This is a genomic window from Achromobacter sp. LC458, from assembly GCF_001005835.2.
GTDB classification, from domain to species: Bacteria; Pseudomonadota; Gammaproteobacteria; order Burkholderiales; family Burkholderiaceae_B; genus Achromobacter; species Achromobacter spanius_B.
In genome coordinates this window covers 1-12292 of the sequence record NZ_LBHW02000075.1, presented here as the reverse complement: position 1 = coordinate 12292, position 12292 = coordinate 1, and the positions used below count along the sequence as shown (strand labels likewise).

Below are 12292 nucleotides of genomic sequence, written 5' to 3'. Positions count from 1 at the left end.
ACGATATCTAGTCCGGTCTCGTGGCCCCGGAGATGTGTAAAAGAGCCCGCTCCAGCCGCACGGTCAGCGCCACCCCTCGCGCGCAACTGCCCCAGCCGTGCCAGCCCCGCCAAACCCGTGGCCGCGGCATCAATGCTGCCGAACACGGGTATGCCCAGCGCATTGATCTGTTCGATGGCGTCCGCCGGCCCCTGGCTGATGATCATCAGCAGGCGCTGCGGATGGCTGATGCGCACCTGCGCCAGCGCTTCCAGGTAGATGCCGCGCAGCCGCGTGTTGTACAGCGACAGCGACATGAACAACACCAGCGAACTGTCGGAAGGATCTTCCAGCAAGGCGGTCAGCATCTTTCCCAGGATGTCGGGCCGGCTCGACATCTGCGCCGACGCGTCGACCGGGTTGCCGGTGCTGGCGGTGGGCACGGCGTCGTGGATGCGCTGTTGCGTCAGCGGCGCCAACGCGGGCAGCGTCATCCCGGCCTCGCTCATGGCGTCGGCCATCATGATGCCGAAGCCGCCCGAGGCCGCCACCAGCGTCACCGCGTCGTTGCGGGGCAAGCGGTTCGGCATCAGCATCGACGCCGCGTGGCCGACGTCAATCAACGCTTCCACCGAGCGCACGCGCAGCACGCCATGGCGGCGGAACACGGCGTCGATGACGGCATCGGACCCGGTCAGCGCGCCGGTGTGTGACGCGGCTGCCTGCTGGCCCTTTTCAGTGGAGCCGATCTTCAACACGATGACCGGCTTGCCGCGCTGGCGCGCCAGCCGCAGCGCGCTGATCAGCTTGCCGGCATCGCGGCACGTCTCCATGCAGCACAGGATGATGTGCGTGTCGGGGTCGTCGGCCAGCGCCGCGATACCGTCGGCCACGTCCACGTCGGCTTCGTTGCCGGTCGCCATGAAGCGGCTGACGCCCATGCCGCGCCGCGCCACGCTTTGCATGGTGTGGCTACCCACATTGCCCGACTGCGACACGATGCCCGCGTGCCCGGCCGGCGGCATGTGTTCTTCCAGCGCGATCGAAAACGAGCCGATCAGACGGTCGGCCACGTTGACCGCGCCCAGGCAGTTCGGCCCCAGCACGCGCATGCCGTATTCCCGGGCAATGGCGACCAGCTCAGCTTGCAGCGCGGCGCCGGCAGGGCCTGCTTCCGTGAAGCCGGCCGACAGTACGATGGCGGCCTTGGTGCCGCGCGCCGCGCAGTCGCGCAACGCGGCGGGCGTGGCGGCGGCGGGCACGGCCAGGATGGCCAGCTCGGGAGCGCAAGGCGTGTCGCGCACCGAGGCGTAGGCAGCCAAGCCCTGAATGACACCGCCCTTTGGGTTGATGGGATACACGGCGCCGGCATAGCCGTGTTTAATCAGCATCTGCACGGGGCGCCCGCCGATTTTGGTGACGTCGTCCGACGCGCCCACGACGGCGATGCTGCCCGCCTTGAAAAACGGCGTCAGCCCGGCGCCCGCGCGCTGGGGGCTATGTTGCTGGGGGCGATGTTGCCGCGGGCTGTGCGCTTGTGCGATCCGCGCCATGTCAGCGCCCCTTGAATTGCGGTTGGCGCTTTTCCAGGAACGCCATGCGCGCCTCGCGGGCGTCTTCCGTCTTGGCCAGCGCCATCGTGAAGTCCTGCTCGAAACGGTAGGCATCGCGCTGCGGCATCAGGTCTACCATGTTGGCGGCGCGCTTGGCATACAAGACGGCCAGCGGCGCCTTGGACGCAATTTCATGCGCCAGCGCCAGCGCCGTGGGCAGCAACTGGTCGGGCGGCAGCACGTCTTCCAGCACGTTGCGGCGCAACAGGTCGTGCGCGCTAAGGCGTTGGCCGGTGAAGAACATGCGGCGCAAGGTTGACCGGCCCACCAGCGTGCGCAACATGGACGCGCCGCCCGCCAGGCCCACGTTGATCTCGGGCATGCCGAAGGTGGCGTTGTCGGACGCGTACATGATGTCGCACGCGGCCATCAGCCCCAGCCCCGCGCCCAGCGCCGCGCCGTTCACCGCGGCAATCACCGGCTTGGCGCATTCCTTGATGGCGTTGCCGGTTTCGCGGGTGATGCGGTTGTGCTCCAGGAAGTCGCCGGCGATGTCGGCGTTGGGTCGGTCTTTCAGATCCGCCCCGGCGCAGAACACTTTTCCCTGGCCTGTCAGCACGGCGCAACGTATGTCGTCGCGCTCGGATATTTCGTCGAAGATGGCGACGATGCGGCGGCGCATGGCGCGGTTCAGCGCATTGACCGGCGGGCTGTTCAGCGTGACCAGCGCAACCCCTTCGTTGACTTCCAACGTGACGGTGGCATCGCTCATGCGGGCACCTTGTTGATGGGGAAAAAAGCGAGGGCGCGCAGGGCGCCGATGGCATGCTGCATGACGTGTCTCCATGAGTCCGATGGACCGGTCTTGCCCCGGTTTCAGCGCGGGGTGGCCGGTTTTTTTTGGATTATATGGACGGGTATTGCGCAGGATTCAGGCCAAAAATGTTGGTTGTGTTTTGCACGAAAACGGCATATTCCCGCGCCGCGCAAGCCGATACCATGGTTTGGGAATTCGTCCGCCGGACGAGCAGAACAGGGGCGGTCGGCACATGCAGATCGAGCGTATCGGCACGGTTCGCGCAGCGCTGGGCGAGTGCCCGGTGTGGGATGCGGCCGAAAATTGCTTGTGGATGCTGGATTGCCGCAGCGGGCAGTTGCTGAGGATCGATCCGGAAAACGGTGCGACGCGTGAATGGCGCTTGCCCGCCCCGGTGGGCTCGTTTGCGCTGAACGGCGGCGCCAGCATCATCGTGGCGTTGAAAGAAACCTTTGCGCTGGTCAGCCTGAACGACGGCGCTACGCGCACGCTGGGGCGCATTGACGACAGCCACCCGAACCTGAGGCTGAACGATGGCGCGCCGCTGCCTGATGGCAGCTTCGTGGCCGGCACCATGCATGTCCATCGGCAAGAGGGCGAAGCGCCGCTGGGCGGTTTGTACCGCGTGGATACGGGCGGCCGGGTCAGCCGCATCGCGCAAGGGCTGGGCGTGGTGAACGGCCCGGTCATGCATCCGGACGGCCGGCATTTTCATGTGTGCGATAGCGCGCAGCGCAAGGGGTTTCGGTATCGCATGGAGGAAGCGGGCCGGTTGTCTTCCCCGGAAGTGTTCATCGATACCGACGCGCTCGGTTCGGCCCCGGACGGCTGCTGCTTTGATCGCGAGGGCGGCTTGTGGACCGCGTTGGTGCACGCGGCGGCCATTGCGCGGTTCGATGCGGCGGGCAAGCTGGATCGCCGCATCGACCTGCCGGTGGCGCATCCGGCATCGCTATGTTTCGGTGGCCCGGACTTGTCGGATATCTTTGTCACGACCATCAGCGACAGCGGCCGGCTGACAGCCACGGGGCCGCTGGATGGAGCCTTGCTGCGCGTTCGGGGCGCGGGCGCCGTGGGCGCGCCGCGTGGACAATGCCGCATTCGGCCTTGATGCTTCGGCCTTGATGCATTCGGCCTTGATGCTTCGGCCATAATGCAACGCACTTGATGCAACGCCCTTGATGCATCGCCCCTTATCAGGGGCTTTCGGCGGCGGCCATCTTGTTGTACGCCGTGAACCGCAGCGCCGAACCCGACACATGCGAGGCCACGAAATCCAGGAACAGCCGGATCTTCACGGGGATCATCGCGGTGTCCAGGATGGTGGCGTACATGCCTTCTTCGAAGGTCGTATTGGTGACGTGATAATCAGGGAATAAACGCACCAGCGTACCGCGCGAAATATCGTTGTGCACGGTGTAGTCATCCAACAGCGCAATACCCTCACCCAGCAGCGCCAGTTCCAGCAGCGCGACGCCGTTGTTGGTCACGTGGCGCGGCTTGATCAGCACTTCCTCAATCGCTTCATCCTGCTTGAAGCGCCAGCAATATTGATCGCCCGGCAGCAGGTAGGCCAGGCAATCGTGCTGCGCGATATCGGCGGGCCGGGCGGGCGCGGCGTGCTTGGCCAGGTAGGCGGGCGAGGCCACCAGAAAACGTTCGCTCTTGAACAGGATGCGCCGCTTTAAGCCCGCTTCAACGGGGGGAGAAATGCGGAAATCGATATCGAAGTTGTTGCGCCGCAGGTCTGCCTTGGTTTCGGACAGCACCAGTTCAATATGAATGTCGGGGTACTGCTGGCGAAACGCGGCCACCAGCGGCGGCAGCACGCCCAGGCCGAACATCATGCGCGAATGCACCCGGAGGATGCCCTTGGGCGCGGCGCGGATTTCGGTGATGTTGCGATGCGCCTCGTTGATGTTCCACAGAATGGACTCAAGCTGTTGCGCATATTCCTGGCCGGCTTCGGTCAGCACGACCTGCCGGGTCGAACGCAGCAGCAGCTTCACGTTCAACTCGTTTTCGAACTCGGTGATCATGCGGGATACCGACGTTGCCGACACCCCGAACTGCCGAGCCGTTTCAGAAAAACTCTCGGTCTTGGAGATCGACAGAAAGAGCTCCATCGCGCGCAGCCTGTCCATCATTCCTCCACTTTACGCAGCACAGAACGCCGCATTTCCTGTATTTCCCCGATGACTGCCGGCCTCTAGAATTTCCTCAGAACGTCAAGCAATCAATGAGGAGACATTATGGAATTCGGCGTGTTCATTCTGGCGCAGCAGCGAGGTTACCACCAGTCCTCAAAGCAAGTCATCAACAACTCCATCGAGCAAACCGTGGTGGCGGAGCAGGCCGGTTTCGATGCGGCCTGGTACGCCGAGCACCACTTCAACAACTACTCCTTGTCGCCCTCGCCGCTGATGACGGTGGCGCACGCGGCGGCCAAGACGCAGCGCATACGTCTGGGCACGGCGGTGTGCATTCTGCCGCTGTATCACCCCGCGCGCTTCCTGGCCGAAGTGGGTTTTGTGGACACCGTTTCCAATGGCCGCCTGGACCTGGGCGTGGGCTCGGGCTATCAGGAATTCGAGTTCGAACGCTTCGGCGTGCAGATCGCGGATTCGGGCGCGATCTTCAACGAATTCCTGGACGTGATTCCCAAGGGCCTGACGCAGAAAATCTTTGAACACGACGGGCAATTCCTGAAAATACCGCCCAGCTCGATCGCCGTTCGCTGCTTGCAGGACCCGATGCCGCCGCTGTGGATCACGTCCGGCAATCCGGTCACGCTGGGCCGTGGCGTGCGCGAAAACCATAACCTGTTCGTCACGGCGCTGCTCAAGGGAAACGACGCCATTTCCGAGCTGCGCGGCAGGCTGGAAAAAGTGGCCGAGGACAACGGTCGCGACCTGGACCGCGATGTGAAGTTTGGCTTTCTGCGCTGTGGCTACGCGTCGGACAACAAGGCCGAGATCGACGCGTACCTGGACTGCGCGCGCTTTCAACGCCGCATTTCCGAAAGCCTGAAATTCCGCCGCGCGCAAAGCGACGATGGCTACATGGTCAAGGAAGTGCCGTCTGAAAACGATCCCACGTTCGAGCAGCTGCGCAAGAACCTGCCGGTGGGCTCGGTCAATGAAGTGATCGACAAAATGCTGGAAGAGATCAGCATCCTGCGGCCCAAGCACATTGCGTTGCAGACGCAGCTGGGCGACTTCGATCAGAAGACGATGCTCAAGCAGATCGAGCTGTGGGGCGACAAGATCATTCCGGCCATCCGCAAGGAAGTCGGCAGCACGACGGCCGTGGCCTGAAGGAGTGCAAGATGCAGATCTATCTGAGCAACGCGGGGGCGATCACGCTGCGGCATCCGTCGGACTTCCGGCGGCTGGACGTGCTGGCCGACCCGCAGCCGCGTGACCGCCTGGAACACGCCATCGCCCGCGTCGGGCGACGCGAAGACGAGCGCCATGTGCGGCTGTCGCCATCGGTGCTGCGTTTTTTGTCGCAGCATGCGGGCGACCCGAAATGGGAAGCGGATTTTTCCGCCATGGTCGACTACGCGGCCCGGCACGGATGGGTCGACGAACGCGGCGACATCCGCGCGCACATGGTGGTCAACGAGCATGACCAGGTGGTGTCGGTTGACGACTTCAAGGCGGCGATGCGTTCGCTGCCCGCCGGCATCAGCGCGGTCACCACGGGGCAGGGCGATCAAGTGGCCGGCATGATCGTGTCCAGCCTGACCTCGATCTCGGCCGACCCGCCGATGGTCGGCTTCTTCGTTCAGCAGACCTCGTCCGCGCGCGAGCCCTTGCTGCGCCACGGCCGCTTTGTGGCCAATGTGCTGGGTGAAGGACACGAGGCCGTCATGCAGGCGTTTTTGGGCCAGCCGCAAGGCATGGCGCGCTTTGCGCAAGGCGGCTGGGTGATGAATGAGCAGGGCACGCCGGTGCTGCCCGATGCGCTGGCCAGCATCGAATGCGATATCGTCTGCACCGAAGTGCTGGGCACGCATGATCTGATCGTGGGCAAAATCCGCAAGACGACGTGCCGCGAAGCGCAGCCCGTTATCAACTTCAAATCCGCCACGCATCGCATCGCGCCCGTCCGGCTTCAATAGGCAAGGGCTGCCTCCAGGAAAATGCCCGCCATGTCGGCGGGCATTTTTTGCTGCTGTTGAAACGCAAGTTGCCGCCGGCTACGCGGCGGCAAGCCTCTGATCAATCCAGCACGATATGGTTTTCCTGGATGACGCGACCCCAGTATTGGCGGTCGGCTTCCAGCTGCGCGTCCAGCGCTTGCGGGCCGCCGGCCTTTTCGGTCTGCCCGTTCGCCACCAACATTTGGCGAAAACTCTCGGCTTGAACCGTCTTGATCGCCGCGGCGGAATACGCCTGGATCAAATCGGCGGGCGTGCCCTTGGGCGCGTGCAGCGCGGTCCAGTAGCTGGCCTTTAACTGCGGATAGCCCAGTTCAACCACCGACGGCACATCGGGCAGGCCGGGGTCGCGCTGATCGGTCGTCAGCGCCAGGATCTTCACCGCGCCCGCCTTCTGGTGATCGGCCAGCGCGATGGGCGTCATGTAAGACAGGTCGTTGCGGCCGGTGATCAGGTCGATCAAGCTGGTTGGTGTGCTCTTGTAGGGCACGGCGGTCAGCGGGATACCCAGCGTCTTGGCCAGGATCAAGCCGTACAGGTCGGTGACGCTGCCTGGCCCCAGCGAACCATAGGTCAGCGCGCGGTTTTCCTTCTTGGCGTAGGCGACCAGCTCGGCAATGGAATTGACGCCCATCGTGGCGGGCACGGTGATGGTCAACGGCCCATCGAACATCATCGCCACGGACGCGAAGCTGTCGAACCGGTATTGCAGGTTGGGACGCAGCAAGACGTTCAGCGACACCGGGCCCGAGCCACCCATCAGCAGCGTGTTGCCGTCGGCGGGGGCGCGCGCGACTTGCGCGGCGCCGATGATGCCGTTGGCGCCGGGCTTGTTTTCAACAATGAACGGCACGCCCAACTGCGCGCTCATGCCTTCGGCCAGCAGCCGGGCGAAGTTGTCGTTGGGGCCGCCGGCCGCGTAGGGCACGATCAGGGTCACGGGCTTGGGGGCGGCGCGCAACGGCCGCGCAAGCATCATGAGGGTGCCGGCCGCGAGGAAACCGCGGCGCGTGAGCTTGAACATTGTCTCTCTCCTTGATCCCGCCGCCGTGCATGTCCGTGCCTTCTGTGGGCCGGGTCAGCGTATTGTCAGCGTGGCGACAGGGGCGGCGGGCGGCGCTGGGCCGCCCGCCTTGGGTTGTCACAGGAGTCGATGATAATTTTTATCGGACTTCCCGATTACCCCATCTTTGCGCAGAACAGTTCTGCGAAGGCCGTCAGAAACCTTCCAGGACGACCTTGCCCTGCGCCTTGCCGCTTTCGATGAAGGCATGGGCGCGGCGCAGGTTCTCGGCGTTGATCTTGCCGTAGTGCTCGCCTAGCGTCGTGCGCAGCGTGCCGTCGTCAATCAGCCGGGCCGCCTGGTTCAGCAATTCGTGCTGCGCGATCATGTCGGGCGTGTTGTGCAACGAACGCGCAAACATGAACTCCCAATGCAGCGATGCCGATTTGCCCTTCAGCAACCGCACGTCGATGGCGCTGGGGTCGTCGATCAGCGCAATCTTGCCTTGCGGGGCGATGGCTTCGGCCAGCTGGGCAAAGTGCTTGTCGCTATGGGTCAGGCCGGCGACGTGGCTGACCTGTGGCACGCCGATGCGCTTGAGCTCTTGCGCCAGCGGCTTGCTGTGATCGATGACGTGATGCGCACCCAGTTCGCGCACCCAGGCCTGCGTCTCGGGCCGCGAGGCGGTGCCGATCACGGTCAGCCCCGTCAGTTGCCGCGCCAGCTGTACCAGGATGGACCCGACGCCGCCCGCCGCGCCCACCACCAGCAGGCTGCCCTGGCTTGGGGCGGCGTTGTCCAGCACGCGCAGCCGGTCAAACAGCAGTTCCCAGGCGGTGATGGTCGTCAGGGGCAACGCGGCGGCTTGCGCAAAGTCCAGGCTCTTGGGCATGTGGCCGACGATGCGTTCGTCCACCACATGGCGTTCACTGTTGGCGCCGGGGCGATTGATGGCGCCGGCGTACCAGACACGGTCGCCCGGCTTGAACAGGCTGACCTTCGCGCCCACGGCGCGCACGACGCCGGCGGCGTCCCAGCCGATGATCTCGGGCTTGCCGTCCTTGGGCGCGCGGTTGGCGCGGATCTTCACGTCGACCGGGTTCACCGAAATGGCGTGCACGTCCACCAGCAGGTCGTGGTCGCCGGGGGTGGGCTCGTCGATGGTGATGTCTTGCAGGGCGTCAGCCTGGTCGGCCGGCAGGTTCTTGAAGTAGGCAATGGCTTTCATATCGGTGGCTCGGGTTTTCGTTGTGATGGGGGGAGATCAAAGGATGGAGCGGACCACGCCGCCGTCCACGCGCAGCGCGGCGCCGTTGGTGGCACTGGCCTGCGTGGAGCACGCGTAGACGACCATGTTGGCCACTTCATCCACGGTCGCCAGCCGGCGCAGCAGGGACGTGGGGCGGTGCTGGGCGATGAAGTCGCGTTCCATCTCGTCTTGCGACACGCCTTGTTCCTTGGCCATTTCGGCGAAGAAGTCGGACACGCCTTCCGAGCGCGTCGGGCCGGGCAGCACGGCATTCACGGTGACGCCCGTGCCGGCGGTCAGCTCGGCCAGGCCCCGGGACACAGCCAGCATCGCCGTCTTGCTGACGCCGTAATGGATCATTTCCGCCGGAATCTGCACCGCCGATTCGCTGGAGATAAACACAATGCGGCCCCAGTTGGCCGCGATCATGCGGGGCAGGTAGTAGCGCGATAGCCGGATGCCGCTCATGACGTTGGTGTCCAGCATGTGCTGCCAGTCGTCATCCGTGATTTCGGTGAACGACTTGGGGGCGAAGAAGCCGGCGTTGTTCACCAGGATGTCCACGTCGGGGTGGGCCGCCACGATGGACGCGGCGCCATCGGCGGTGGCCAGGTCGGCCTGCACGGTCGTGACCTTGGCGGCGGGAAATTTCTGTGCAATCGCGGCGGCGGCCTGGGCCAGCTTGTCGGCGCTGCGGCCGTGCAGCACCACTTGGGCGCCGGCTTCGGCCAGGCCCAACGCAATCGCCAGGCCGATGCCGCCGGATGACCCGGTGACCAGCGCCTTTTTGCCATTCAGTTCGATGTTCATGTGTCAGCTCCAATAGAGATCAGGACAGGCTTGAGAACGAAACCATGATTACCCAGTTCACAGGCATGAAAAACCGGCTAGCATCGCACTCAGTTTCAATAATTTTTTGAAAATGAGTCGACCATGGTGCGGTTTGAAGACCTGCGGATCTTTGTGGCGTCGGCCGATCACGGCAGCTTTTCCGGCGCCGCGCGCGAACTGGACGTGTCGCCCGCCGTGGCCAGCGCGGCGCTGAAACGGCTGGAGCAGACGTTGGACGCGCGCCTGTTCGTGCGGTCCACGCGCAGCCTGCGGCTGACGGCGGACGGCGAGCGCTATCTGGAATACGCGCGCTCGGCCATCGCCACGCTGGAGGCGGGCAAGAACGCGATGGCGCGCGACAAGACGGCGATATCCGGCACGCTGTCCGTCTCCATTCCGTCCGACCTGGGCCGCCACGTGCTGCTGCCCTGGCTGGATGACTTCCAGACCCAGCATCCGCGCGTAAGCTTCCAAGTGCGCATCAGCGACCGCTTGGCCGACCTGTACCGCCAGCCGGTGGACATCGCCATCCGCTACGGCAAGCCCAGCGATTCCGCCTTGGTGGCGCTGCCGCTGGCCGAACAAAACAGCCGCGTCGTCTGCGCGTCACCCGCCTATCTGGCGCGGCACGGCGTGCCCCAAAAACCCGATGACCTGCGCGACCACAACTGCCTGTCGTTCGTGCTGGGCGAAACGCTGCACGACCGCTGGGCGTTCGAACACGAAGGCACCGCCATGACGGTACCGATCAAGGGCGACCGGGTGGGCGACGACGGCGATCTGGTGCGCCGCTGGGCGCTGGCGGGCAAGGGCGTGGCGTACAAATCGCGCTACGACGTGCTGCGCGATTTGCGCGCCGGGCGTTTGGTGGCGCTGCTGCCCGACTACGCCACCGAACCCTCACCGCTATACCTCCTGTGCGTGCACCGGATGTTGCTGTCCCCCGCCGTCAAGCGCCTGCGCGAGTTTCTGCAAGAGCGCTTTCGGCAGTTCGACGCGGGGTAGCGCGACGCGGGTTGCGGCGACGGGGCAGCAGGCCTAATGCGCCGCGCGGTGCTGCGACCCCGATGCGGCCTTGTTCCTGGCCCGAGTCTGCGCCGCCTTCTTCGCGGCGGCGGAACGGCCGGCCGCGCCCTTGGTTGCGGCGGCCTTCTTCGCTGCTGCCGAGCGGTCGGCGGCTGTGCGGCGGCCCGCCGACTTGCTGGCGTGATGCGACAACGCCGAACGCGACGCGGGCTTGGTGCTTTCCTTCTTCAACGCCTTGGTCGTTGCGTGAGAACGCGTGGACGACTTGGCATGCCCGTCGTGCGCGGCCTCGGTATCTTTTTTCGCCCGATGCTTGGTCGCCGCACTGGCCTTCTTCGACGGCGTGGCCTTCACGCCCGCGCGACGCGCTTTCGACAGTCCGATGGCAATGGCTTGCTTGGTGGAACGTACACCGTGCTTGCCTTCGCGCACGTGCTCGATTTCCTCGCGGACGAATTCTCCGGCCTGCGTAGATGCGGCCTTGCCTTCTCGCTTGTCTTTCTTCGCGCGTTCCAGGGTTTTCCGTTCAGGCATGGTGATCTCCTTGCTGGGTTGCGGGAGCGGGCTCCGTCGCCAGTCGAGACCACGCGACGGAACTCGTAACACCACGATAGCGCCGCGGCGTTATCCTGTGTGTTCGAATGGATTGCCGGTCGTAAGCGCCGGAACACGGGCCACAGACCGTCGATTCACGACTCACCCCCTTAGCGGAGACGAGCTATGTCGAATCATGTCTACAAGCAAATCGAACTGGTGGGATCTTCCACCACCTCCACCGATGACGCGATCGCCAAAGCGATCGAGCGCGCATCCGAAACCTTACGCAATCTGGACTGGTTTGAAGTCACTGAAGTGCGCGGCCATATCAAGGACGGCAAGGTGGCCCATTGGCAGGTCGGTTTGAAAATCGGCATGCGTCTCGAAGGAGTCGAGTAATCCGCGCGCTGGTCGTTCTTTGATCAGCGCCTGCAAGTGCTTGTCGGACAAGGAATTTTTGGGCTTGTTATCCGACTGTTCATAGGCTTGTCCACATTCCATGGGGACAAGCCTTTTCTTTTATCCCCACGTTGTGCGGCGCGGCACGCGACACGACCCGCGTCGCGCCGGCTGGGCAGCGGCTGGGCGTATATTGCCCGCTGCTCTCAAGTGCTTGGCCTGTAAGCCTTTTTCGAGACTACCCGCATACTGTCCTCAGCCTTATCCACATTTGCCGGGGACAACTCGGTGCCATCCAGTCCCCCATTGAGCCTTTATTGACCACGCCATGCAGGTTATTGATCTGCATACGCTTTTTGCACCTGCCCTCAAACTGTCCTCATGCTTTTCCACAGAATGCTGGGACAAGACCCACAATCAGTTCACGCCTTGAAGACCGCTGTGCAGACATACAGCACTTTCGGGGATAACTTCGCCCAAACTCATCCAAAAGGACGATTGCGCATTGTTTGATCAGCACACGCAAGTGCTTGGCGGGGCAGGGGATTTTGACTGTGCCCCAACACTGTCCTCAGCCTTCTCCACAGATGGCGGGGATAAGTATTTATGGCGTCGAGGGCGCGGGCGGTAGTGCGTGTCGCAAACCCCCCGGTCAGGCCGGACCCGTCCGTGATTCCACATCCATCGCAGCCGGCCATTCGACCTTCGGCGCCAGACGAAGCGCCAGGTTGTA

Annotated in this window: 12 protein-coding genes; 5 read left to right on the top strand and 7 right to left on the bottom strand. The window is 64.1% G+C overall.

What is annotated here, in order from left to right:
• The coding region (locus YH64_RS29460; protein ID WP_255444872.1) for an acetate--CoA ligase family protein at positions 1 to 1532 on the bottom strand (1532 nt) is incomplete at its 3' end.
• A 1-nt stretch (position 1533) separates the two neighbouring features.
• Entirely contained in the window at positions 1534 to 2304 is a 771-nt protein-coding gene (locus YH64_RS29455; RefSeq protein WP_046805945.1) for an enoyl-CoA hydratase/isomerase family protein, read from the bottom strand.
• A 277-nt stretch (positions 2305 to 2581) separates the two neighbouring features.
• Here YH64_RS29455 and YH64_RS29450 point away from each other — a divergent pair, with 277 nt between their 5' ends.
• The gene (locus YH64_RS29450) at positions 2582 to 3460 is read left to right on the top strand and encodes an SMP-30/gluconolactonase/LRE family protein (protein WP_046805944.1); all 879 of its coding nucleotides are present in this window, start codon (positions 2582 to 2584) and stop codon (positions 3458 to 3460) included.
• A gap of 85 nt (positions 3461 to 3545) precedes the next feature.
• Here YH64_RS29450 and YH64_RS29445 read toward each other — a convergent pair whose 3' ends face one another.
• Positions 3546 to 4493: a LysR family transcriptional regulator gene (locus YH64_RS29445; RefSeq protein ID WP_046806018.1), complete on the bottom strand. Its 948-nt coding sequence runs from the start codon at positions 4491 to 4493 to the stop codon at positions 3546 to 3548.
• Between the two features lie 108 nt (positions 4494 to 4601).
• Between YH64_RS29445 and YH64_RS29440 the strand changes: the two genes are divergently transcribed.
• Positions 4602 to 5666: an LLM class flavin-dependent oxidoreductase gene (locus tag YH64_RS29440; protein WP_046805943.1), complete on the top strand. Its 1065-nt coding sequence runs from the start codon at positions 4602 to 4604 to the stop codon at positions 5664 to 5666.
• An 11-nt stretch (positions 5667 to 5677) separates the two neighbouring features.
• Positions 5678 to 6475, top strand: coding sequence for a flavin reductase family protein (locus YH64_RS29435; RefSeq protein ID WP_046805942.1), 798 nt, complete (start codon positions 5678 to 5680; stop codon positions 6473 to 6475).
• A gap of 100 nt (positions 6476 to 6575) precedes the next feature.
• Here YH64_RS29435 and YH64_RS29430 read toward each other — a convergent pair whose 3' ends face one another.
• The 3 genes from YH64_RS29430 to YH64_RS29420 all read right to left on the bottom strand — a co-directional run bounded on the left by YH64_RS29430 (position 6576) and on the right by YH64_RS29420 (position 9576).
• Entirely contained in the window at positions 6576 to 7538 is a 963-nt protein-coding gene (locus YH64_RS29430; RefSeq protein WP_046805941.1) for a tripartite tricarboxylate transporter substrate binding protein, read from the bottom strand.
• A gap of 193 nt (positions 7539 to 7731) precedes the next feature.
• A complete protein-coding gene (locus YH64_RS29425) occupies positions 7732 to 8745 on the bottom strand; it encodes a zinc-binding alcohol dehydrogenase family protein (RefSeq protein ID WP_046805940.1) in 1014 nt (337 codons plus the stop codon).
• 36 nt (positions 8746 to 8781) lie between these two features.
• Positions 8782 to 9576, bottom strand: a complete 795-nt coding sequence (locus YH64_RS29420; RefSeq protein WP_046805939.1) for an SDR family NAD(P)-dependent oxidoreductase — start codon at positions 9574 to 9576, stop codon at positions 8782 to 8784.
• 123 nt (positions 9577 to 9699) lie between these two features.
• Between YH64_RS29420 and YH64_RS29415 the strand changes: the two genes are divergently transcribed.
• Entirely contained in the window at positions 9700 to 10602 is a 903-nt protein-coding gene (locus YH64_RS29415) for a LysR family transcriptional regulator (RefSeq protein WP_046805938.1), read from the top strand.
• 33 nt (positions 10603 to 10635) lie between these two features.
• Here YH64_RS29415 and YH64_RS29410 read toward each other — a convergent pair whose 3' ends face one another.
• Positions 10636 to 11157, bottom strand: a complete 522-nt coding sequence (locus tag YH64_RS29410; protein ID WP_046805937.1) for a DUF6496 domain-containing protein — start codon at positions 11155 to 11157, stop codon at positions 10636 to 10638.
• Between the two features lie 186 nt (positions 11158 to 11343).
• Between YH64_RS29410 and YH64_RS29405 the strand changes: the two genes are divergently transcribed.
• Positions 11344 to 11559, top strand: a complete 216-nt coding sequence (locus YH64_RS29405; protein ID WP_046805936.1) for a dodecin — start codon at positions 11344 to 11346, stop codon at positions 11557 to 11559.
• Positions 11560 to 12292 lie beyond the last annotated feature (733 nt).

Excerpts from the sequence above, each read along its gene's own strand:
- YH64_RS29430 (WP_046805941.1), bottom strand. The coding sequence starts at position 7,538 with ATGTTCAAGCTCACGCGCCGCGGTTTCCTCGCGGCCGGCACCCTCATG.
- YH64_RS29420 (WP_046805939.1), bottom strand. The coding sequence starts at position 9,576 with ATGAACATCGAACTGAATGGCAAAAAGGCGCTGGTCACCGGGTCATCC.
- YH64_RS29415 (WP_046805938.1), top strand. The coding sequence starts at position 9,700 with ATGGTGCGGTTTGAAGACCTGCGGATCTTTGTGGCGTCGGCCGATCAC.
- YH64_RS29445 (WP_046806018.1), bottom strand. The coding sequence starts at position 4,493 with ATGGACAGGCTGCGCGCGATGGAGCTCTTTCTGTCGATCTCCAAGACC.
- YH64_RS29410 (WP_046805937.1), bottom strand. The coding sequence starts at position 11,157 with ATGCCTGAACGGAAAACCCTGGAACGCGCGAAGAAAGACAAGCGAGAA.
- YH64_RS29450 (WP_046805944.1), top strand. The coding sequence starts at position 2,582 with ATGCAGATCGAGCGTATCGGCACGGTTCGCGCAGCGCTGGGCGAGTGC.
- YH64_RS29425 (WP_046805940.1), bottom strand. The coding sequence starts at position 8,745 with ATGAAAGCCATTGCCTACTTCAAGAACCTGCCGGCCGACCAGGCTGAC.
- YH64_RS29405 (WP_046805936.1), top strand. The coding sequence starts at position 11,344 with ATGTCGAATCATGTCTACAAGCAAATCGAACTGGTGGGATCTTCCACC.
- YH64_RS29435 (WP_046805942.1), top strand. The coding sequence starts at position 5,678 with ATGCAGATCTATCTGAGCAACGCGGGGGCGATCACGCTGCGGCATCCG.
- YH64_RS29440 (WP_046805943.1), top strand. The coding sequence starts at position 4,602 with ATGGAATTCGGCGTGTTCATTCTGGCGCAGCAGCGAGGTTACCACCAG.
- YH64_RS29455 (WP_046805945.1), bottom strand. The coding sequence starts at position 2,304 with ATGAGCGATGCCACCGTCACGTTGGAAGTCAACGAAGGGGTTGCGCTG.